Consider the following 21,912-nt stretch of genomic DNA (forward strand, 5'->3'; position numbering starts at 1 on the left):
GGATCGCGGCCCCGCGCCGCGAGTGGCCCGAAACCAGCCGGCGCCGCGACTGCCGCACTGCAGTCGCGGCGCCGGTTTGCTGCGTTCAGCCGGACGCCGAGGTGACGGGCAGGCTCGCCAGGCCGCGCATCATCCGCGTCCGCCGCCAGGTGAGCGCATCGGTGCCCGCTTCGGTGAGCCGCAGCCGCGGGAGGCGCATCAGCAGCACCTCGAACGCGATCCGCCCCTCGAGGCGGGCCAGCGTCGCGCCGAGGCAATGGTGCGGACCGTGCCCGAAGGAGAGATGGCCGGTCGGCCGGTCCAGCCGCAGGACGTTCGGTGCGGGGAACTGCAACGGATCGCGGTTGGCGGCACCGGGGGAGACCAGGACGACATCCCCCGGTCCGATCCGGGCGCCGTCCAGCTCCAGCGGTTCGATGGCATAGCGGAAGGTCGCGACGGCGAGCGGCGCGTCGTAGCGCAGGAATTCCTCGACCGCGTCCGGCAACAGCCCGGGATCGTCCCGTAGACGGGCCTGCAGCGCCTCGTCGAGGAGCAGGGCCAGCATGCCGTTGCCGATGAGGTTGGCCGTGGTCTCATGGCCCGCGACGACCAACAGCACCGCCAGGGAGACCAGTTCGGCTTCCGTCAGCCGCTCCTCCTCGTCGCGGGCGGAGATCAGACCGCTGAGCACATCGTCGCCCGGGGCGAGCCGCCGGGCCGCGATCAGCTCCGTCATGTAGTCGCTGAGGTCGTGCGAGGCACGGTCGACGACGGCGTCCGAATCCCCGGCGGCGAACAGGGTGTTGGACCACCGCCGCACGTCCGCCCGGTCCCGCTCCGGCACGCCGAGCAGTTCGCTGATCACGGCGATGGGCAGCGGTACGGCGAACTCCTCGACGACGTCGACGGTCCCGCGTGCGGCCAGACCGGTGGCCAGCGCATCGGCCAGCCCCGCCGCGATCTCGCGGATCCGGGGCTCCAGACGGGCGACGGCCGCCGGAGTGAAGGCCTTCATCGCCAGCCTCCGCAGCCGGCCGTGGTCCGGCGGGTCGGTGGCGAGCATGGTGCGGCTGACGGCGGGCGCCAGATTCCGGTTCGAGGGACGGTCGGCGAAGAACCGGCCGGTGTCCTTCGACAGCCGCCCGTCGGCCAGCGCCGCCCGTGCCGCCGCCCAGCCGGTCACGATCCACGTCGTCCGGCCGTTGTCGGTCCGGATCCGCTGCACGGGGCCGCGCTCCCGGAGGGCGGCGAGCAGCGGGTAGGGGTCCCGGAAGAACTCGCTCGAGTGCAGGGGATGGGTCACGGCCGGCCGCCCAGGGCCAGGGCCTTGCGGAGCAGCCGCAAGGTGGCGGCCTGGTCCCCGGCGCTCAGCGCCGCCAGCGGAGACTGCTCCACCATCGCCTCGATCAGCTCGCCGCGCACCAGCGCCCCCTTGTCCGTCAGCTCGACCGTCTTGGAACGCCGGTCCGCCGGGTCGGGCACCCGCTCCGTGAGCCCCTGCCGTTCGAGGCGGGTGACCAGGAACGTGGCGGTGGAGGGATCGCAGTGCAGCAGGCTCGCGAGGACCTTCATCGACGGGGCGGGCAGCGCGGGGTCGAGCACCCACAACGCATCCGCGAGCGGCACCGTCAGCCCCAGCCGGTCCAGGGTCTCCCGGAGCTGGGCCTGGGACGCGCCGATGACCTCGCGGACGGCGATGAGCAGCTCCCGCGTCAGTTCTGCCGGTGTCGGTGTCACCACAGGGCCAGCCTACGGGGGAGGCGCCGGGAGGCTCGTCGCCGGGCACTCGCGGCCCACCCACCGGGCCTGTTCGACGTGCGCGGTCGCGGACCCCGGCGCACGCTGGTGTCATGTCAGAGCACCCGCCCGTCATCGTGCATCCGCCGACCCCCTCCGGTGGTCGGCGCGTGACCGTGCGTGGGCAGATCGTGGGCCTCGCCCACGGCCGCGGGGATGTCGCCGAATTCCTCCGCCGCGCGGGCGTCGCCGGTCCCGCCGGGGAGATCGAGCTGGACGACCCGCGCCTGGTCGAATGGCGCGGCGGCAATCTGGACGACTGGCCGATGCCGCCGGCCTGACGACGCGGAGCGCGGCGCGGCCGTCCGGGGTGGTGCAGGTGCGGCGCGCCGCGCTCGCGCCCCTTGAGTCGGGAGCACCAGGTGTGCCGGGTCCCTCAGGGTGCGTCGGCCGTGCCCGTCGTGTCGTCGGGGGCGTCAGAGCATGGAGCCGCCGGTGGCGTCGAAGCGCTGACCGGTGATCCACCGGGAGTCGTCGGAGGCGAGGAAAGCGGCGATATCGGCGATGTCCGCGGGTTGGCCGATCCGGTTGAACACGGAATAGGCCGCCAGTGCGGCCCGCCCCTCGGGCGTCGCCGTCCGTGCCTCGGTCACATGGGTCTCAACGTAGCCCGGGGCGATGGCGTTCACCGTGATACCGCGCTCGCCGAGGTCCTTGGCGAGGGTGCGTGTGAGGGTTTCCAGCCCGCCCTTGGAGACGCTGTAGGCGATCTGCGGCGGGTGCGCCGTACTCGTCACCGCCGACGAGATGTTGATGATGCGTCCACCGTCCCGCATCCGCCGCAGACCGTGCTGGATGAGGAAGAACGGGGCCTTGACGTTGACCGCGATGGTGCGGTCGAACTCCTCTTCCGTGGCCTCGCTGATGCGCGCACGGAACCTGGTCCCGGCGTTGTTGACGAGAATGTCCAGGCCGGGTTCGGCGCCGTACGCGGCGAGTTCGGCGTCGAAGGCGGCGAACAGGGCCTCGGCGTCACCGGGGACGCCGAGCTCCGCTCCGATGGTGAATGCCCGTCCACCAGCGGCCCTGATGCTCTCGAGCGTCTCCTTGGCCGCCGTGTCGTTGCTGTTGTAGTGAACGGCGACCAGTGCACCGTCCCCGGCGAGGCGCTGGGCGATGGCGCGGCCGATGCCACGGCCGGCGCCCGTCACCAGCGCGGTCTTTCCGTTGAGATCACCCATGGTCGGATCGGGCGCCTTTCTGTTGTTGGAGGGGTGCGCGAAGTGCGACTCGCTCGTACCACTGTCTCGTACGGACGTGTGCCGTGGCCGAATCTTGGTGCCTCTCGGCGCCTCTCGACCGGCCGGGGTGCCTTTTTGGGGCCCGCGCGGTTCAGCGCCACCGCTCCGGCGCCGTGAGGAGGGACGTGAACACCGGTTCTCCCTGCTGGCAACCCGTCACCTCCACCGTGGCGGCCCCGGGCACGGCCGACGGCACCCGCCGGGCCGCGATCTCGCAGGGGATGCCGTGTTCGCCGTAGCGATGGAACTCGGTGCTGAAGGCGTACGGCGTGAAGGGCTCGGGGGCGGTCAGGGCGCGGGCGGCTTGCTGGGCGGCGTCGAGCAGCACCATGCCCGGCACATGGTCGTTCGCCGGGTTCACCAGCGCGGCGTGGCCGGGGGCGATGCGCAGCTCCCAGCGGCCGCTCCGGTCGGTGGGGGAGAGCAGGACATCGCTGTCCTTGAGGCTGCCGGTCACCCAGCGCGGCACGGGGGAGGGGAGCGGGCCGTCGGGCTGGCGCGCCGCGAGCCGCTCGCCACGGATGCGGCGGTAGACGGCGGGCGCGGTGACGCTGACGTGGGAGTGGCCGGTGGCGACGATCCGCCCCGCGGTTCGGAAGGTCATGTCGAACCGGCTGCTGACGAGCGTGCCCGCCCGCATGCGGGTGTTGGTCAAGAAGACCTCGATCGTCAGCTGCGTGGGCCGGCCGTCAACGACCAGATGTTCAGGGTGCGTTGTGTACACCAGATCGCTGAGGATGAAGTGGTGGCCGACCGGTACACCGAGCTCAGTGTGCGAGAGCAAAAGCCCCGCCTGCCGGATCGTCTCGCCGATGAGAAGAAGGCCGTGATGGCCGCGATCAGGGATGTAGTACCAGTGATCGTGGGGCCATCGGGCGGTCAGCGAGAACCGGCTGTCGGCCAGCCGGTTCCATGAGGTGATCAGGATGTCCTCAATGGCGGGACGGTGTACGAACTCCTGGTGGACGTCGGCGTTTTGCCGAGCACGAGGCACGGCTCGTGGGTCGGAAGCCGTTCGTCCCGGGTGCAGTGTTCTTGGTCGAACCGTGCCACCGACGTGCATCGTGTCGCTCATCACTGCCCCCAGGCATCTGACGGATGGTGTCGAATGCGAACGCTGTTAAGATACGTACCATCCGGTTTTCTTTTCAATGCTGGGCGCCGAAAAATGGTAAGTACCTGATCTGAAGATGAAGGGGGCCGTAACTAAGTGGTGCTCCCTTTGAACACTTCGACAGACAGGAGGCGTCCCGATGGTGCAACAGGATCGCGCGATCCGGACCCGGCGACTGATCTTGGAGGCGGCGGCCGCCGTCTTCGACGACCGCGGGTACGAACGGGCCACTATCGCGGAAGTTCTTGAACGCGCCGGCGTGACGAAGGGCGCCCTGTATTTCCACTTCGCGTCCAAAGAGGCGCTCGCGCTCGCCGTGCTGGATGAGCACGTGATGGACATCGCCGTGCAGCCGCAGCAGATCAAATTGCAGGAATTCGTCGATGCGGGACAGGTGCTGGCGTACCGGCTGCGCAGCGACCCGATCCAGCGCGGAGCGGCCCGGCTGGCTGTCGAGCAGAGCTCCAACCACCTCGAACGCAAGCGGTCCATGACCTCCTGGACCCAGTTCGTCGAAGGGCTGTTGGGCGAGGCGAGAGTCCGAGGCGAAGTCCTGGAGAGTGTGGTCATCCGCGATACGGCCGAGCTGTACGTCGGTGCGTTTGCGGGAATCCAGATGATGTCCCAAGCCTTTGCGAACAGAGCCGATCTCAATCATCGGCTGATGGTTTTCTTTCAGCACACCCTGCCCAGCATCGCGGTGCCCGCGATCCTTGCGAAGCTGGATCTCGACCCGGAGAGGGGGGCGGCTCTCGATGCAGCTCTCAAGGCGGCGGCGCTGGTGGATGTGGCGACGTGATGAGGCTTTTGGTGCGATAACGGGGATTGCGTTTCACTTCGGGGTGCAAGGCCGTTTTGGGTGCTGAAACGATACCGCTCAGTTGGTTTTTTTGTTCTCTGATTTCAGGGGCGCCGCACGAAGAGCGGCGCCCCCGTTCGTTTTCCGGAGGGTCGCGGGGGGCGCGGCGTCCTCCGCAGGGAGGCTCCATGGGCTCGTCGAGTCGCAGCGGCAGGAGGATGGCCATGTGGACGGCCGGGGGAGCCGCGGGGATTGTCAGTGGCGTGCGCTTGGCTGGGGTCGGTCGACACAAGGTCCAGCAGAGGCGGTGAGGAAGATCACGACCCGCGGTGCGCGCTGTGCTCCGGCGCGCGGAATACTGCCCGCGGCAGAAAACGTTCGGTACGCACGTACCGGTCCGCAAGGCCCGGCCGTCCGCCGACGCCAGATGACCCGCCGCTGATCCACCGACGCCCCCCCCGCCGTACGCCGCTTCCCTGCTCCGCCCTTGCCTCACTCGCGCTCCGCGCTCCCGACGACACCCACTCCTGCCGCCCTGGAGGCCGCACGTATGACCCAGACGACGACCGACCAGCTACCCGGGAGCGCCCCGGTTCCCGACGTCGCGCCGACGGCGCCCGAGGCGGGCAAGGGCGGGCACCGCAGAGCCGGCCGCGGCATCGTCCCGGTCCTCGCCTTCTCCGGCATCGTCGTCGCGGTGATGCAGACGCTGCTCGTGCCGGTCATCAAGGACCTGCCGTCGCTGCTCAACACCGCGCCCAGCAACGCCACATGGGTCATGACGGCCACTCTTCTCGCCGGTGCCGTCTCGACGCCGATCATGGGACGCCTCGGTGACCTGTACGGCAAGCGGCGGATGCTGCTGACCAGCCTCGCCGTCATGGTCGTCGGCTCGCTGATCTGCGGATTCACCAGCGATCTGATCACCATGATCGTCGGCCGGGCGCTACAGGGCTTCGCCATGGGGGCCATCCCGCTCGGCATCGGCATCATGCGCGACGAGCTGCCGCGCGAACGGCTCGGCTCGGCGATGGCCCTGATGAGCTCGTCCATAGGCGTCGGCGGCGGCCTCGCCCTGCCCGCCGCGGCCCTGGTCGCCCAGCACGCCAACTGGCACACCCTGTTCTTCGGAGCCGCCGGGCTCGGCGTGCTGTCGATGCTGCTGACGCTGCTCGTCGTACCGGAGACGTCCGTCCGTGCGCAGGGGCGCTTCGATGTGGCCGGTGCCATCGGGCTGACCGCCGGGCTGGTCGCCCTGCTGCTGCCCATCACCAAGGGCAGTGACTGGGGCTGGGGTTCGCCCACCATCCTCGGGCTCTTCGGCATCGCGGTGGTGATCCTCGTGCTGTGGGGCCTGATGGAGCTGCGGATGACCGACCCGCTGGTCGATCTGCGCACCAGCGCCCGCCGCGAAGTGCTGCTCACCAACCTCGCCTCCATCACGGTCGGCGTGGCGTTCTACGCGATCTCCCTGGTGCTGCCGCAGCTGCTGCAGCTGCCGACCTCCACGGGCTACGGCCTCGGCCAGTCGATGGTGGTGGCCGGCCTGTGCGTGGCGCCGCTGGGCCTGACGATGATGTTCGTCGCCCCGCTGTACGCACGGATCGCCGCCCGGCGTGGCCCCAAGGTCTCGCTGCTGCTCGGCATGCTGGTCATCGCGATCGGTTACGGCGCGGGCATCGGCCTGATGAATGCTCCCTGGCAGACGGTCATCATCGCGGTGATCGTCGGCGCCGGCATCGGCCTGGCCTACTCCTCGCTGCCCGCGCTGATCATCGGCGCAGTCGACCCGTCCGAGACCGGCGCGGCGAACGGCCTGAACACCCTGATGCGGTCGATCGGTACGTCCGTGTCCAGCGCCGTGATCGGCATGGTGCTGGCCCATCTGTCCCAGGACATGGGCCCGGTGACGGTGCCCACCATGACCGGCTTCCGGGTCTCCTTCCTGATCGCCACGGCCGCCGTCCTGCTCGGCGTCCTCGTGGCGGCATTCCTGCCGTCGCAGCGCAGGGCACCCCGTACGGCGCCGACCCTGGCGGCGCAGGGCACGGACGCGGCGGCGGGGACGGACGGCGCGGACGATTCCGCCGTCGCGGCCCGTCCGGCCGCCGGCGCGCAGGCCGCACCGGAGCCCTCCGCCCCGTCCGCGCAGCCCACGCCCTCCGGGGCGCAGCCGGCCGCCGAAGACCCGCCGCACCGCACGGCTTTCCACGGCCGCGTCCTGGACCCGTCCGGCACGCCCGTCCGCCGCGCCACCGTCACCCTCATCGACCGGCAGGGCCGCCAGGCCGCCGTCACCACGACGGGCGACGACGGCCGCTACGCCCTCGCCGCCCCCGCCGCCGGTACGTACGTCCTCACCGGCGCCGCACCGGGCCGCGCCCCGCACGCGGCCTCGGCCACGTACGACGGAGCGGAGGCGGCGACCCCGCTGGACCTGGTTCTCGCCGGCACCGGCCGGCTGGGCGGGACCCTGCGCGGGGGTCCGGACGGTGCCCCGCTGGCCGCGGCGGGCGTCGTCGTCACCGATGCCCGCGGCGAGGTGGTCTCGCGTACCGTGTCCGGCTCCGACGGCAGCTGGGAGGTCGCGCATCTGCCGTCCGGCGCCTACACCCTGGCGCTGACCGCCGCCGGCCACCAGCCCGAGGCCCGCGCCGTCGAGCTCCCCGGCGCCGAGGCGGACCGCCAGGACGTCCGGCTGCGGCCGGCCGCGAGCGTCCGCGGCACGGTACGGGGCCCCGGCGGCAAGCCGCTCGCCGACGCGGCGGTGACCCTCCTGGAGGACGGCACGGTCACCGGGCACACCGTCACCGGACCCGACGGCGTCTTCGCGTTCGCCGGGCTGACGGGCAGCAGCTACACCCTCGCGGCGGCCGGCTACCCGCCGCACGCCGCCCCGATATCCCTCTCCGGCGGCGCCGACGAGATCCTCGACCTGGAGCTCGCCCGGCCGTCGGGGACGGCCGGCTGACGGGTCCTCGCCGCTCCGGCCGCCCGGTGTTCCGCAGCTCCCGGCTGCGGGAGGCCGGGCGGTGGCCGTCTCCGGCGGCGCGGCGCCCCGGACGGCGGAGCCGCTGTTCTGCCGCGTACCCCGGCTGCGGCCGCGCCCCGCAGCCGGAAGGTCTCAGCGCGCCGGCAACTCCCGCAGGGTCTCCTCCAGTTCGGCCTGCAGGACGCGGCTCGCCGCCTCCCCGTCGCCGCCGATCACGGCCTCCACCAGCTCCGCGTGCCCGGCGTCGCCGTGCGCCACTTCGTGCTCGCGCACGTCGAGCAGGGCGACGAGGTCGGCCAGGCCCTTGCGCAGCGCGGGGACGAACTCCGCGAACAGATCGGTCAGGACGGGGTTGTGCGCGGCCTCGACGACCGTGGCGTGCAGGGCGATGTCCGCGTCCAGGAACGCGGCGTTGTCGCCGCCGGACCAGGCGGTGCGCCGGTTTTCGAGGGCGGCGCGGAGGGCCGCGACATCGGCGTCCGTGCGGCGGTCGGCGGCCAGGCGGGCGGCCTGGACCTCGACCATCATGCGCACCTCGTAGACATCGGCGACGGCCGCGCCGCGCAGGCGGGTGGGCCAGTCCTCGGTCGGCTCGGTGGCGATCACGAAGACGCCGGAGCCCTGCCGTGGCTGCACCAGCCCCGCGCCCGCCAGGGCCCGTACGGCCTCGCGGACAGTGGAGCGGCCGACGCCGAGGGTCTTGGCCAGGGTGGTTTCGCCGGGGAGCTTGGTGCCCACCGGCCAGTGGCCGCCGGTGATCTGGTCGCGCAGCCGCTGGGCGGCCTGTTCGACCAGGGGGCTGGGGCGAAGCGCTTCGAGGGACATCCGGTGCTTCCTGCCGCCTCTCTCGGTGTCTGCCTGCCCCTCAACTTGTCTGAGGAGTAGGTTGTCTGAGGAGTTGATTCATGGCTAGTGTACCCGGCATGAAGCTGCGTGGTCTCCTTCTCGGCCGCCGCGGCGGGGCCTGACGCGACCGGCACCCCGCCGCGGGGTTCGGTGCTGCCGGTCTCCCTCCGGCCTGTGAGAAGGACAGCGATGACCCGCACCCGCTCCACCCCGTCCGCCGCCCCGGCTTTCCCCACGCTCCGTACGCCCGACGGCCCCGTCCCGGCCGCCGCACCCGCCTGGAATCCGCAGCGCGGCAGCGCGATGCCCGCCCACCGCTACCTGCCCGCCCACGAGCGCGTCGAGGTGCCGCTCACCGAACGCGCCTGGCCCGCCGCCCGGATCGAGCGGGCCCCGCTGTGGGTGCCGGTCGATCTGCGGGACGGCAACCAGGCGCTGGTGGAGCCGATGGACACGCCCCGCAAGCGCCGGATGTTCGACCTGCTGGTCGCGATGGGCTTCAAGGAGATCGAGGTCGCCTATCCGTCCGCGAGCCGTACGGACTTCGACTTCGTACGGCATCTGGCCGAGAGCGGCGCCGTACCCGACGACGTCACCGTCGTCGTCTTCACCCCGGCCCGGCGCGAGCTGATCGAGCGGACCTTCGCCGCCATCGAGGGACTGCCGCGCACCGTGGTGCACCTCTACACCGCCACCGCCCCCACCTGGCGCGAGGTCGTCCTCGGTCGCAGCCGCGACGAGGTGCACGCCCTGGTGCGCGACGCCGCCGGCTACATGGCCCAACTGGCTGCCGCCCGGCCCCAATCGGACATCCGCTTCCAGTTCTCACCGGAGGTCTTCAATCTCACCGAGCCCGATCTCGTCCTGGAGATCTGCAACGGGCTGACGCGGCTGTGGGACGCCTCGCCGGACCGCCCGGTGACCCACAATCTGCCGGCCACCGTCGAGGTCGCCACGCCCAATGTGTACGCCGACCAGATCGAGTACATGCACCGCCACCTGGAGCGCCGCGAGGGGGTCATCCTCTCCGTGCATCCGCACAACGACCGGGGCACCGGCGTGGCCTGCGCGGAACTCGCCGTCCTGGCCGGCGCCCAGCGGGTGGAGGGCTGTCTGTTCGGCAACGGCGAGCGCACCGGCAACGTCGACCTGGTGACCCTCGCCCTGAACCTGCACACCCAGGGCGTCGACCCGATGATCGACTTCTCGGACATCGCCACCGTCCGCCGCACGGTCGAGGACTGCATCCGCATCCCGGTCCACCCCCGCCACCCCTACGCCGGCGAACTCGTCCACACCGCCTTCTCCGGCACCCACCAGGACGCCATCAGCAAGGGCCTGGACCACCACGCCAAGCGCGCCGCCCAGTTGGGCGTACCGGAGCCTCAGGCGCCCTGGACCGTGCCGTATCTGCCGGTCGACCCCGCCGATCTCGGCTGCAGCTACGAGGCCGTCATCAGGGTCAACAGCCAGTCGGGCAAGGGCGGCATCGCGCATCTGCTGCGCCGCGACCACGGGCTGGACCTGCCGCGGGAGATGCGGCCGGACTTCTCCCGTACGGTGCAGAGGGCCACCGACGACAGCGGCCAGGAGGCCACGCCCAAGGCCCTGTGGGAGCTGTTCCGGAGCACCTATCTCGACCCGGGGACGCACGGTCCGCTGACGCTCGGTTCCTGGAGCGCCATCGAGCCCGCACCGGGGGAGCACCGGGTGAGCTGTGAACTGGGTGCCGCCGTCCACGAAGGCACCGGCAACGGTCCGCTCGCCGCGTTCTGCGCCGCGCTGGCCGCCGCCGGACACCCCGTCGACCTCGTCAGCTACGCCGAACACGCCACCGCCGCCGGGCCGGACAGCACCGCCGTCGCCTACGTCCAGTGCCGGATCGACGGCGCCACCTATTGGGGCGCGGGCCAGGACACCTCCGTCCTGATGGCCTCCGTACGGGCCGTGCTGTCGGCCGTCAACCGGGCAGGAGCCGCAGGCTGACGGTCGGCGGTGTACGACGCGGGACGCGGTGGCCGCACCCGGCCGCGGCGTCCCGCTCCCGCCGTTGCACTTCCGCGGGGAAGGCTTGGACTTTCCCGCGCGCTCCGCCCCGCGCGCCTTGCCCGCGCGGGGCGGCTGCCCGAGGATGTGGCGACCTTCGCGCCCGTGCCGACGCACCGAACCGGGAGAGACGATGTTCCCAATCCCCGTGTCCCGGCGGCTGCGCAGGGCGGCCGTCGTGGCGTCCGCCGTCGCCGCCACCGTCGCCGCCCTGGCCGCCCCGCCGGCCGCCGCCGGAGACCAGGCGCGCCTCCAGCGAGCCACCTACTACGTGGACTGCGCCGCGGGCTCCGATGCCGCCTCCGGCACCGGCCCCGGGGCCGCCTGGCGCACCCTGGAGAAGGCGGGCGCGACGGCCCTGTCGCCCGGTGACCGCATCCTCTTCCGGCGCGGCACCACCTGCACCGGGACCTTCGCCCCCACCGCCTCCGGCGCGGCCGGTGCGCCGCTCTCCGCGGGCGCGTACGGCAGCGGCGCCAAACCCCGGATCGAGGGCGCGGGCGCACGGGCCGCGATCCTCCTGGACAACGTGCAGTACTGGGAGCTGCGCAACCTCGACGTGTCCAACACCGGCCCGGCCACCACCACCGACCGGCGCGCCGGGGTGCTCGTACGGCTGCACGACCTCGGCACCGGGCGGCACTACCTCATCGACGGCGTGGACGTACACGACGTCAACGGCGCCGACTTCAAGGACCCCGACCCCTCGGGCGGCATCCTCTTCGCCGTACAGGGCTCGGCCCGGCCGACCGGCTTCGCGCAGGTGACGGTCCGCCGTTCCACCGTGACGCACACCGATCGCACCGGCATCGGCACCTCCTCCACCTGGGGCCGGCGGCCCGAACACCCGCAGGGTCCCGGCACGTCCTTCGCGCCGATCACCGGCCTGTCGGTGCACGACAACACGGTGCGCGATGTCGGCGGGGACGGGATCGTGGTGCAGAACGCGGTCGGCGCGCGGGTCGAACACAACCGGGTCGACGGCTTCAACATGCGCTCGGCGGGCTACAACGCCGGGATCTGGTCCTGGAATTCCGACCGGGTCGTCTCTCAGTTCAACGAGGTCAGCGGCGGCCACGGAACCCGGGACTCGATGGCGTACGACATCGACGGCGGCAACAACGGCAACATCTACCAGTACAACTACAGCCACGACAACGAGGGCGGCTTCCTGCTGGTCTGCAACGGGGAGGGGATGACGTCCGACCGCAATACGGTGCGGTACAACCTCAGCCTCAACGACCGCAACACCTCCGCACCGTACGGAGTGGTGTCGGTCGTCTGCGCGGCCGCGACCCGCACCCTCGTCCACAACAACACCCTCGCCACCAACGCCCCGGGCACCGCGATGGTGAGCAGCAACGGCCCCGGCGGCGTCGTCTTCCGCAACAACATTTTCGTCGGCGCCGCGGCGAACTCCCCGATCACCGATGGGCACAACACCTACGACCACAACCTCTACGCCCGGATCTCACGGCCTCCCGACGGCGACACCGCGGCGGTGATCGCCGATCCCCGCTTCGTCGCACCGGACGACCTGCAACTCCGCGCGGGCTCCCCGGCCCTCGGGGCGGGCGTGCGCGTCCCGGACCCGGGCGACCGCGACTTCTACGGCAACCCGATTCCCGACCCGCCGAACATCGGTGCCTACCAGGGGCGGGGGCAGTAGCGCGCGGGCGGTCCGTTTCTCGTCAATGTCACCTTCGGGGGAGCGGCGTGCGGACGCCCGCCGATGGCCTTGCGGCGACGGCGGTCGGCGGCCGCGGGTACGCAACCGTCCCGGAGGCCACAGGGACATCGCGCGGCGCACGGCGACCGCCGGTCGTCGGCGGTCACCTGGTGCCGGTGGGTGGGATGGTGCGGGTGGGGTGTGGTGGTGCCGACGGGGCCGAAGGGAGGAACGGCCGAACCGCTGAGGGGCACGTTCGATACGGGGGAAATTCTGCGAGCCTGAGCGGCGCATCCGGGCTCCGGCCTCGCGGGCAGCGGTCCGCCGGAGCCACCGCCTCGCCGGGCGCTCCGGACCGTTAGCGGTGCGTTAGCGCCTCGTTAGCGGACCAGCAGTGGACGGGGTCACTCTGAAAGAACAACGGACCGACCGTGCGCACCCCACCCCTGAGGGTACGCAACCACCAGACGAGGGGGAGACTGATGTCGCTCACCACCCAATCCCTCGGCCGCGGCCGCCGGGTCGCCGCCGGATCACTGATCGCCGTCGCGGCGCTCGCGCTCACCGCCTGCCAGAACGGGCCGGACTCCGCCTCCCACTCCTCGTCGGCCTCCGCGCCCGCCGCGGCCAACAGCCCGCAGGGCAGTCACAGCTCGCAGTCGTCCGGCAACGACACGCGCCCGTCCGGCAGCCAGGGCCACTCCGACGAGGCCGCCGGGCCGTCGTCCGGCGCCGGAGCGAAGTCCCCCAGCGGCAAGCCGGAGGCCAAGGCCCCGAGCGCATCCGAGTCCCACACCTCGGTCATGACCGTCTCGGACCGCTGCACCGCGAACAACATGTCGCTGGGCCTGGGCCGCACCGACATCGGCGCGGGCAACATCCACATCCCTCTGGTGTTCACCAACAAGGGCAAGACGGCCTGTACGCTGCGGGGCTTCCCCGGGGTCTCGCTGATCCTGCGCGACGGCTCGACGGTCGGCAAGCCCGCCACCCGCTCGGGCGCCGCGGGCGGTGCCGTCCGCCTGCAGCCCGGACAGAGCGCGCACGCCGTGCTGCACACCGTCAATGACGGCGTCTCCGACACCCCGTGCTGGAAGCAGTCGCAGCTGGTCTACGTCTACCCGCCCGGCTCCAAGGACTCGATGACCACCAACAGTGGCGGGCTGCGGGTGTGCGGCGGACGGTTCGATGTGACGACGGTCGAGGCCGGATCCCTGGGCTGACGGTGCCACGGCCGGGCGGCCGAGGGTGCCTCCCGGTGATCGCGCGCCCGGATGCGGCAGCCGCGGGCCGGGCCGTTGAGGGCGCGTGCCGCAGCGTCGGTCGCCGCGGAGTTTCGGCCGTCCCGGAGGAGACGGCCGCCGCGCGGCGCCACCCCGTCGGGGACGGGTCCGGGCCGGGGACAGGGGGATGAGGCCGGCGCTTCCGGGTGCCCTGCGGCCGTGCGTGAAGGGGATCGGGTCGCCGCTCAGGGGAGCGGCGACCCGCTGACGTATGCGGCCGCCCGCCACCTGCCGCCTGCCGTCACCCGCCGCCGCCCGCTGAGCGAGCCGCAGGCCGTGGGCCGCGGGCCGCGCGCCACGCCCCCGTCACCGGAACGGACCGCGTAACCGCTCGGGGAGGGGTGATCGGTGCTACCAAGGGAGCGAAAGCCGTCAAACGGGCTTTCGTTGCATACCCCTGCGATGCGCCCCTGCGAGGAGGCACCCCCATGGCTGCAGGACCGCCGACCGCCGTCGACCACGCGCAAGCGAACGGGAGCCCGTCCGATGCGGACGAGGCCCCGATTCATGTGCTCTGGATCAACGCGGGACTCAGTTGCGACGGCGACTCGGTGTCGCTGACCGCGGCGACCCAGCCGAGCATCGAAGAGATCGCGCTGAGCGTGCTGCCCGGCCTGCCCAAGATCCAGGTGCACTGGCCGCTGATCGACTTCGAATGCGGTCCGACACAGGGCGCGGACACCTTCATCGAATGGTTCTTCAAGGGCGAGCGCGGCGAGATCGACCCGTTCGTGCTGGTCGTCGAGGGGTCCATCCCGAACGAGTCGATCAAGCCGGAGGGGTACTGGTGCGGCTTCGGCGACAACCCCGAGACCGGCCAGCCGATCACCACCAGTGAGTGGATCGACCGGCTCGCGCCCAAGGCGCTGGCCGTCGTCGCGATCGGCACCTGCGCCACCTACGGCGGAATCCATGCGATGGCCGGCAACCCGACCGGCGCGATGGGCGTGCCCGACTACCTGGGCTGGGACTGGAAGTCCAAGGCCGGCATCCCGATCGTGTGCGTACCCGGCTGCCCGATCCAGCCCGACAACTTCGCCGAGACCCTGACGTATCTGCTCTACCAGGCGGCGGGCTCGGCCCCGATGATCCCCCTGGACGACCAGCTGCGCCCGTCCTGGCTGTTCGGTGCCACCGTGCACGAGGGCTGCGACCGGGCCGGGTACTACGAGCAGGGGCAGTTCGCCACCACCTACGACTCGCCCAAGTGTCTGGTGAAGCTCGGATGCTGGGGTCCCGTGGTGAAATGCAATGTGCCCAAGCGGGGCTGGATGGATGGCATCGGCGGCTGCCCGAACGTCGGCGGCATCTGTATCGCCTGCACGATGCCGGGATTCCCCGACAAATTCATGCCGTTCATGGATGAGCCGCCCGGCAGCAAGGTCTCCAGCACCGCGAGCGCCACTTACGGCAGTCTCGTCCGTCGACTGCGCGACATCACCGCCAGGACCGTGGACCACGAACCCAAGTGGCGCCACCGCGGCGGCAAGCTGACCACCGGCTACCGGTCGCCTTGGTGACCGTACGCCCCGAAGCCGTCCCGGCCTGATCGCCCGAGCGTCGATCGCCCGGCCCGTGAGTGCCCGGCCCCGGTAGTCCCATCGGGTGCCGGGCGCCGGACACTCCCGCCGCACCACCCGGCGGCACACCCCCGCAGGCATTCCTCGCAGCACCCCCACAGCCAGACCCCATGGCGTCAGACCCCCTCCCTCCCGCGCGCTAAAGAAGGGCACGGCACACACGATGGCACCGAAGACGAAGGCGGCCGGCGACGGCAGCGGTCTGACGGAGATGTCCTGGGATCCGATCACCCGGATCGTGGGCAGCCTCGGCATCCACACCAAGATCGACTTCAAGCAGAAGCGGGTGGCGGAGTGCTACAGCACCTCGTCCGTCTTCCGCGGCTACAGCGTCTTCATGCGCGGCAAGGACCCGCGCGACGCGCACTTCATCACCAGCCGGATCTGCGGCATCTGCGGCGACAACCACGCCACCTGCTCGGTGTACACCCAGAACATGGCCTATGGGGTGAAGCCGCCGCACCTGGGGGAGTGGGTCATCAACCTCGGCGAGTCCGCCGAGTACATGTTCGACCACAACATCTTCCAGGAGAACCTCGTCGGGGTCGACTACTGCGAAAAAATGGTCCGGGAGACCAACCCCGGAGTCTGGGAGCTCGCCCAGCGCACCGAGGCCCCGCACGCCGGCGAGCACGGCTTCCGCACCATCGCCGACATCATGACCTCCCTCAACCCCATCGAGGGGGAGTTCTACCGCGAGGCACTCCAGGTCAGCCGCTATACGCGCGAGATGTTCTGTCTCATGGAGGGCCGCCATGTGCACCCCTCCACGCTCTACCCGGGCGGCGTCGGCACGGTCGCCAGCGTCCAGCTCTTCACCGACTACCTCACCCGGCTGATGCGCTACGTGGAGTTCATGAAGCGCGTGGTGCCGCTCCATGACGACCTGTTCGACTTCTTCTACGAGGCACTGCCCGGCTACGAACAGGTCGGTCAGCGGCGGGTACTGCTCGGCTGCTGGGGCGCGCTCAACGACCCCGAGCACTGCGACTTCACCTACCGCAACATGACCGACTGGGGACGGAAGATGTTCGTCACCCCGGGCATTATCGTCGACGGCAAGCTCGTTACCAACGACCTCACCCAGATCAACCTCGGCATCCGGATCCTGCTCGGCAGCTCCTACTACCAGGACTGGGAAGGCCAGGAGCAGTTCGTCACCCACGACCCGCTCGGCAACCCCGTCGACCCGCGCCACCCCTGGAACCAGCACACCATCCCCGCTCCCCAGAAGCGGGACTTCAACGACAAGTACAGCTGGGTGATGTCGCCCCGCTGGTTCGACGGCAAGGAGCACCTGGCGCTGGACACCGGCGGCGGCCCGATCGCCCGCCTGTGGTCCACCGCGCTGTCCGGTCTCGTCGACACCCCCTACGTCAAGGCCACCGGCCAGAGCGTCGTCATCGACCTGCCGCGCAGCATGACCCGGCCCGAGGCCCGCTTCGAGTGGAAGATCCCCAAGTGGAGCAATGCGCTGGAGCGCAACCGCGCCCGGACGTACTTCCAGGCCTACTCGGCGGCCATGGCCCTGCACTTCGCCGAGCAGGGGCTCGAGGAGGTCCGCGCCGGACGCACCCAGACCTGGGAGAAGTTCGAGGTCCCCGACGAGTCCATCGGCTGCGGCTTCACCGAGGCGGTACGCGGCGTCCTCTCCCACCACATGGTCATCCGCGACGGCAAGATCGCCAACTATCACCCCTATCCGCCGACGCCCTGGAACGCCAGCACCCGCGACAGCTACGGCACCCCCGGCCCGTACGAGGACGCCGTCCAGAACACCCCGATCTTCGAGGAGAACTCCCCGGAGAACTTCAAGGGCATCGACATCATGCGCGCGGTCCGCAGCTTCGACCCCTGTCTGCCCTGCGGCGTCCATATGTACGTCGGCAACGGCAAGTCCGTACAGAAGATGCATGTGCCCACCGGCCTGAGCGGACTGGGCGGATGAGCGCCCCCACCACGGCCCCCGCCCCCGCCGCTCCGGCCGCCGAGACGACCGGCCGCCGCATCGAAGAGATCCTGGACCGGCTCACCGACGGCGGCGGCGCCGACGCCGGCGCGGCCGCCGAGGAACTCGTCCGCACCCTGATGGACTTCTACGGCGCCGGGCTCACCCGGATGCTGCAGCTCCTCGGCGAGGACCGGCAACCGGCCCTGCTCGGCGACGAGCTCGTGGCCTCCCTGCTCGTCCTGCACGATCTGCACCCGGAGAACGTCACCACCCGCATCGGCCGCGCCCTGGACAGCCTCCGGCCCCAGCACCCCGCCGAGATCGTCAACTTCGACGCGGAGAGCGGTCTGCTGCGGCTGCGGGCCCCCGCCTCGGGCGGCTGCGGCTGCCCGAGCACCGCGCAGGCGGCCCAGCAGGCCATCGAGAACGCCCTGTCCTGCTTCGCACCCGAGGTGACCTCGGTACGGCTGGAGTCGGCCGGGCCGGAGCCGGCGCTGCTGCAGATCTCCCGCCGCCCGCCGACCGCCGCCACGGCCTCGTGAGCGCCCCGCCCACCGCGCCCGTGCACCCCGGAGCACCCACCGCCCACCGGGGCCTGCGCAGATTCCGCGCACCGCAACCACCCACCCCCGAACGCTGCGAGCTGTGCGGCGCGTCGCTCGCCGAGCACCATCACCGCCACCTCGTCGACACCAAACGCCGCGCGCTGGCATGCGCCTGCACCCCCTGTGCCCTGCTCTTCGAACAGCCCGGCGCCGGACAGTTCCGCACCGTCCCGGACCGCTACCTCACCGACCCGGGCCACACCCTCGACACCGCGACCTGGGACCTCCTCCAGATCCCCGTCGGCGTCGCCTTCTTCCTCAAGAACACCGACCTGGACCGGCTGGTTGCGCTCTACCCCAGCCCGGCCGGCGCCACCGAGAGCGAACTCGACCCCGGCATCTGGGGGACCGTCCTCGACGCCACCGTCCTCGCCCGCCTCCTCGAACCCGACGTCGAGGCCCTCCTGCTGCGCCGCACGCAGAACGTGGTCGACTGCTTCCTGGTACCCGTCGACATCTGCTACGAACTCGTCGGCCGGATGCGGCAGCTGTGGCAGGGCTTCGACGGCGGCGCCGAGGCGCGCGCCGCCCTCGACGACTTCTTCGCCCGCGTCGCACGCCGCGCCCGCCCGCCGAGGGAGGCCGACCGGCCGTGACCGACCTCTCCTTCGACTGCACCGGCGTCCGCGCCGACCGCTACGCCGCCGGCCCCACCCTCGTCTTCCGGCTGCGCATCACCGCCGCCGACCCCGCCCGGGTGCACGCCATCGCGCTGCGCTGCCAGATCCGTATCGAACCGGCTCGCCGCGGCTACGCCTCCGACGAGGCGGAGGCGCTGTCCGACCTCTTCGGCGAACGCGCCCGCTGGGGCAGCACCCTCAACCCTCTCCAGTTCGCGCAGGTCTCGCTCGTCGTCCCCGGCTTCACCGGCACGACGGAGGTGGACCTGCCCGTCCCCTGCACCTACGACATGGACATCGCCGCCGCCCGCTACTTCCATGCGTTGCGCGACGGCGAGGTCCCGCTCCTGCTGCTGTTCTCCGGAACGGTGTTCGCCGGCCCCGCCGGCTTCAGCGTCGGACCGGTGCCCTGGGACAAGGAGGCGCCCTTCCGGATGCCCGTGGCGGTCTGGCAGGAGATGACCGAGCAGCACTTCCCCGGCTGCGGCTGGCTCCGGCTGCGGCGCGAGACCCTCGACGCGCTGCTCGCCTTCCGCTCCCGGCGCGCCCTGCCCTCCTGGGAGGCGACCGTCGAGGCGCTGCTCGACGACGCCCGAACCGCCGAAACGTCCCCCGCCGCCCCCAGAGCGGGGCAGCAGCTCCCCCCTTCGCCCCCGCGTCCCTTCACCGCCGCCCGGCCCGCCGCCGAAAGGACCGCGCCGTGACCACCAGCGTCCTGCCCGACGAGATGGCGGCCCGCTTCGCCACCGCCCGCCAGGTGGCGGACGCGGTGCTCTTCGAGGGCTATGTGCTCTACCCCTACCGCGCCTCCGCCGCCAAGAACCGCCTGCGCTGGCAGTTCGGCGTGCTGGTCCCGCCCCACTGGGGCGCCGAGCGCGAGGAACACTCCTTCCAGCGCACCGAATGCCTGATGGAGCCGCGGTCCTGCGCCCGGCTCTCCGCCGAACTGCGCTTCCTGCAGGCCCAGCGCCGTACGGTCCAGCGCCTCCGCCCCGACGGCGAGTACGAGACCGTCGAGGAACTCCCGCTCCCCGACCGGGTGCTGGTCCCCTGGGACGAAGGCGTCGAGGAGCGCATCACCGGCGTCGTCGACGTCACCGAACTCCTCGGCGCGGGCCGCACCCTCCCCTTCTCCCGCCCCGCCCGGGAGGAGACCGAGCCGGTGCACGACGCGGACGGGCAACTGATCGGGCGGCTGGTGCGCCGCCGCGAGGAGATCGAGGGCGTACTGCGGCTCTCGGCGAGCGAACTCGACGGCCCCTACGCGACGTTGCGGCTGACCGCCACCGTCGAGAACACCAGCAGCTGGACGCCCGACGGCCCCGCCGCCGACCGGGACGCGGCGCTGCCCCGCGCGCTGGTCGCGGCCCATCTCCTGCTCGGCATCGACGCCGGGTCCTTCCTGTCCCAGACCGACCCCCCGGAGTGGGCCAAGGGCGCCGCCGCGGCCTGCCGCAACCAGCACACCTGGCCCGTACTGGCCGGCGAGCCCGGCCGCGCCGACGTGGTCCTCTCCTCCCCGATCATCCTGGAGGACCACCCGGCCATCGCCCCCGAAAGCCCCGGCGCGCTCTACGACGCCCTGGAGATCGACGAGATCCTCACCCTGCGCACCGCAGCCCTCACCGACCAGGAGAAGCGCGAGGCGCGCGGCACCGACCCCCGCGCCGCCGAGGTCATCGACCTCGCCGACACCATGCCCCCCGAAGTGCTGGAACGGCTGCACGGCGCGGTACGGGCGCTGCGCGAGGTCACCGCTCCCGGACCGGCCGCGCCCGCCGAACAGGCCCCCGACGTACCCGGCCTGCGCCCCGAAACCCCCTGGTGGGACCCGGAGAGCGACCGCAGCGTCGACCCCGTCCGCGACCGCATCACGGTCGACGGCCGCTCCCTCGGCGCCGGCAGCCGGGTGCGGCTGCGCCCCGGCAAGCGCCGTACCGACGCCCAGGACCTCTTTCTGCACGGCCGCAGCGCCCAGATCGAGGCCGTCCTGCACGACGTGGACGGCGGGGTGCACCTCGCGGTGACCGTCGAGGGCGACCCGGGCGCCGACATCCGGCGCGAACAGGGCCGCTTCCTGTACTTCCAGCCCGACGAGGTCGCCCCCCTGGAGGACGCGTGAGCGCGGCTTCCCCTCCCGCCCGGCCCAAGACGCTGATCGCCGGCGTCGGCAACATCTTCCTCGGCGACGACGGCTTCGGCGTCGAGGCCGTCCGGCGGCTCGGCGAACACCCGCTGCCCGATGACGTCGAGGTCATCGACTCCGGGGTGCGCGGGGTGCACCTGGCCTACCAGATGCTCGACGGCTACCACACGGTGCTCCTCGTGGACGCCTCCGCGCGCGGCGGCGCACCCGGCACCGTCTACCTCCTCGACGCCACCGCCACCGCCACCACCCCCGCCCCCGCCGGTCCGCGGCCCCCCGCCGTCGACGGCCACCACATGACCCCGGACAGCGTGCTCGCCCTGCTCGACACGCTCAGCGCCGGCACCGGCGCCGACCGCCCGCAGCGCGTCCTGGTCGTCGGCTGCGAACCCGCCGACGTCGAGGAAGGCATCGGACTGAGCGAGCCGGTGGCCGCCGCGGTCGACGAGGCCGTGGCGCTGATCCTGCGGCTGGTCGGCGGGGCGGAACCGACCGCGGCCGACGCCCGGCCGTCCACCCGCGCCACCCACCCGTGAGAGGAACCCGAACCATGCGCAAGCTCGTCCTCGGCGCGGCACTCGCCGCCGCCTTCGCCGCCCTCCTGACCCAGCTGCCCGACATCCGGCGCTATCTGCGGATGCGGGCCATGTGAACCGCGGCCGGGTACCACCGGCCGGCCCGACACCGCTGCACCGAACGGCGGACGCCACCGGCCCGCCCGGCGGGGCGCCCCGGCCGCCCGGGGGCCCCGCCGTCTAATGAGCCGGGCGGCCCCCGGTCGTTCCCGTTCCGGCGGGAGCGCCCCGGACCGCAGCGAGCCCCCGTACCGGAGCGAGCCCCGTACCGGAGAGATCCCGATGCACGAGATGTCCATCGCGCTGGCGGTCGTCGACCAGGTCGAAAGCGCGGCCCGGCCCGACGGCGCCGTCTCGGTCGGCAGCGTCCGGCTCCAGGTCGGCGAACTGGCCGGAGTGGTCCCGGACGCCCTCGCCTTCTCCTTCGAACTCGCCTGCACCGGAACGGTCCTGGAAGGCGCGGAACTGATCGTCGAGGCGGTGCCGGCCCGCGCCCGCTGCGGCCCGTGCGCGCACACCTGGCCCGCGGGAATGCCACCGCAACTGAGCTGCCCGACCTGCGGCGGGGCGAGCACCGAGCTGCTGTCCGGCCGTGAACTGGGGATCGTCAGCGTCAGCTGGCACGACGCCCCGCTGCCCGTACCGACCCACCAGGAGCGCTGAAAC

General features: G+C 72.0%; 21 protein-coding genes. 16 read left to right on the plus strand and 5 right to left on the minus strand.

What is annotated here, in order from left to right; all coding sequences use genetic code 11:
• Positions 1-85: 85 nt before the first annotated feature.
• Together AC5677_RS35495 and AC5677_RS35500 are read right to left on the minus strand one after the other, a co-directional pair.
• Positions 86-1,285 carry a cytochrome P450 family protein gene (locus tag AC5677_RS35495; RefSeq protein ID WP_497191995.1) on the minus strand — a complete coding sequence of 400 codons (1,200 nt, stop codon included), beginning with the start codon at positions 1,283-1,285 and terminating at the stop codon, positions 86-88.
• Entirely contained in the window at positions 1,282-1,722 is a 441-nt protein-coding gene (locus AC5677_RS35500) for a MarR family winged helix-turn-helix transcriptional regulator (protein WP_497191996.1), read from the minus strand. Before AC5677_RS35500 ends, AC5677_RS35495 begins: the two co-directional genes overlap by 4 nt.
• A gap of 110 nt (positions 1,723-1,832) precedes the next feature.
• On the opposite strand from AC5677_RS35500, the gene AC5677_RS35505 reads away from it, so the two are divergent.
• Positions 1,833-2,060 carry a hypothetical protein gene (locus AC5677_RS35505; RefSeq protein ID WP_497191997.1) on the plus strand — a complete coding sequence of 76 codons (228 nt, stop codon included), beginning with the start codon at positions 1,833-1,835 and terminating at the stop codon, positions 2,058-2,060.
• Between the two features lie 135 nt (positions 2,061-2,195).
• Here the strand turns inward: AC5677_RS35505 and AC5677_RS35510 are convergent, their stop codons facing one another.
• Both AC5677_RS35510 and AC5677_RS35515 read right to left on the minus strand, forming a co-directional pair.
• A complete protein-coding gene (locus AC5677_RS35510; RefSeq protein ID WP_497191998.1) occupies positions 2,196-2,960 on the minus strand; it encodes an SDR family oxidoreductase in 765 nt (254 codons plus the stop codon).
• A gap of 151 nt (positions 2,961-3,111) precedes the next feature.
• Positions 3,112-4,014 (minus strand): ScbA/BarX family gamma-butyrolactone biosynthesis protein, encoded by a 903-nt coding sequence (locus tag AC5677_RS35515; protein WP_497191999.1) that lies wholly within the window; start codon positions 4,012-4,014, stop codon positions 3,112-3,114.
• Between the two features lie 259 nt (positions 4,015-4,273).
• On the opposite strand from AC5677_RS35515, the gene AC5677_RS35520 reads away from it, so the two are divergent.
• Together AC5677_RS35520 and AC5677_RS35525 are read left to right on the plus strand one after the other, a co-directional pair.
• Positions 4,274-4,933: a ScbR family autoregulator-binding transcription factor gene (locus AC5677_RS35520; RefSeq protein ID WP_497192000.1), complete on the plus strand. Its 660-nt coding sequence runs from the start codon at positions 4,274-4,276 to the stop codon at positions 4,931-4,933.
• A gap of 550 nt (positions 4,934-5,483) precedes the next feature.
• Positions 5,484-7,904, plus strand: a complete 2,421-nt coding sequence (locus AC5677_RS35525) for an MFS transporter (protein ID WP_497192001.1) — start codon at positions 5,484-5,486, stop codon at positions 7,902-7,904.
• A 153-nt stretch (positions 7,905-8,057) separates the two neighbouring features.
• Here the strand turns inward: AC5677_RS35525 and AC5677_RS35530 are convergent, their stop codons facing one another.
• Positions 8,058-8,750, minus strand: coding sequence for a FadR/GntR family transcriptional regulator (locus AC5677_RS35530; protein ID WP_497192002.1), 693 nt, complete (start codon positions 8,748-8,750; stop codon positions 8,058-8,060).
• A gap of 210 nt (positions 8,751-8,960) precedes the next feature.
• On the opposite strand from AC5677_RS35530, the gene AC5677_RS35535 reads away from it, so the two are divergent.
• The 13 genes from AC5677_RS35535 (at position 8,961) to hypA (ending at position 21,909) form a co-directional block, all read left to right on the plus strand.
• On the plus strand, positions 8,961-10,757 hold the full coding sequence (locus AC5677_RS35535) for a 2-isopropylmalate synthase (protein WP_497192003.1): 1,797 nt from the start codon (positions 8,961-8,963) through the stop codon (positions 10,755-10,757).
• Positions 10,758-10,950: 193 nt separating this feature from the next.
• The gene (locus AC5677_RS35540) at positions 10,951-12,486 is read left to right on the plus strand and encodes a right-handed parallel beta-helix repeat-containing protein (RefSeq protein ID WP_497192004.1); all 1,536 of its coding nucleotides are present in this window, start codon (positions 10,951-10,953) and stop codon (positions 12,484-12,486) included.
• 482 nt (positions 12,487-12,968) lie between these two features.
• Complete coding sequence (locus tag AC5677_RS35545) at positions 12,969-13,709, plus strand: DUF4232 domain-containing protein (protein WP_497192005.1); 741 nt, start codon at positions 12,969-12,971, stop codon at positions 13,707-13,709.
• A 219-nt stretch (positions 13,710-13,928) separates the two neighbouring features.
• Positions 13,929-14,096: a hypothetical protein gene (locus tag AC5677_RS35550; protein ID WP_497192006.1), complete on the plus strand. Its 168-nt coding sequence runs from the start codon at positions 13,929-13,931 to the stop codon at positions 14,094-14,096.
• A gap of 101 nt (positions 14,097-14,197) precedes the next feature.
• On the plus strand, positions 14,198-15,289 hold the full coding sequence (locus AC5677_RS35555) for an NADH-quinone oxidoreductase subunit B family protein (RefSeq protein WP_497192007.1): 1,092 nt from the start codon (positions 14,198-14,200) through the stop codon (positions 15,287-15,289).
• A gap of 223 nt (positions 15,290-15,512) precedes the next feature.
• Positions 15,513-17,297, plus strand: coding sequence for a nickel-dependent hydrogenase large subunit (locus AC5677_RS35560; RefSeq protein WP_497192008.1), 1,785 nt, complete (start codon positions 15,513-15,515; stop codon positions 17,295-17,297).
• Positions 17,294-17,842 carry a NifU-related iron-sulfur-binding protein gene (locus tag AC5677_RS35565; RefSeq protein ID WP_497192009.1) on the plus strand — a complete coding sequence of 183 codons (549 nt, stop codon included), beginning with the start codon at positions 17,294-17,296 and terminating at the stop codon, positions 17,840-17,842. Before AC5677_RS35560 ends, AC5677_RS35565 begins: the two co-directional genes overlap by 4 nt.
• Positions 17,839-18,501, plus strand: coding sequence for a DUF5947 family protein (locus AC5677_RS35570; protein ID WP_497192010.1), 663 nt, complete (start codon positions 17,839-17,841; stop codon positions 18,499-18,501). The genes AC5677_RS35565 and AC5677_RS35570 overlap by 4 nt, the downstream gene beginning before the upstream one ends.
• On the plus strand, positions 18,498-19,229 hold the full coding sequence (locus AC5677_RS35575; protein ID WP_497192011.1) for a DUF6084 family protein: 732 nt from the start codon (positions 18,498-18,500) through the stop codon (positions 19,227-19,229). Before AC5677_RS35570 ends, AC5677_RS35575 begins: the two co-directional genes overlap by 4 nt.
• 23 nt (positions 19,230-19,252) lie before the next feature.
• Complete coding sequence (locus AC5677_RS35580) at positions 19,253-20,647, plus strand: hypothetical protein (protein WP_497196878.1); 1,395 nt, start codon at positions 19,253-19,255, stop codon at positions 20,645-20,647.
• Positions 20,644-21,207, plus strand: coding sequence for a hydrogenase maturation protease (locus tag AC5677_RS35585; RefSeq protein ID WP_497192012.1), 564 nt, complete (start codon positions 20,644-20,646; stop codon positions 21,205-21,207). Before AC5677_RS35580 ends, AC5677_RS35585 begins: the two co-directional genes overlap by 4 nt.
• 14 nt (positions 21,208-21,221) lie before the next feature.
• Positions 21,222-21,323: a DUF6893 family small protein gene (locus AC5677_RS35590; protein WP_497192013.1), complete on the plus strand. Its 102-nt coding sequence runs from the start codon at positions 21,222-21,224 to the stop codon at positions 21,321-21,323.
• 205 nt (positions 21,324-21,528) lie between these two features.
• A complete protein-coding gene (gene hypA / locus AC5677_RS35595; RefSeq protein WP_497192014.1) occupies positions 21,529-21,909 on the plus strand; it encodes a hydrogenase maturation nickel metallochaperone HypA in 381 nt (126 codons plus the stop codon).
• The last annotated feature ends 3 nt before the right edge of the window (positions 21,910-21,912 follow it).

Source organism: Streptomyces sp. JLSY215, from assembly GCF_059682825.1.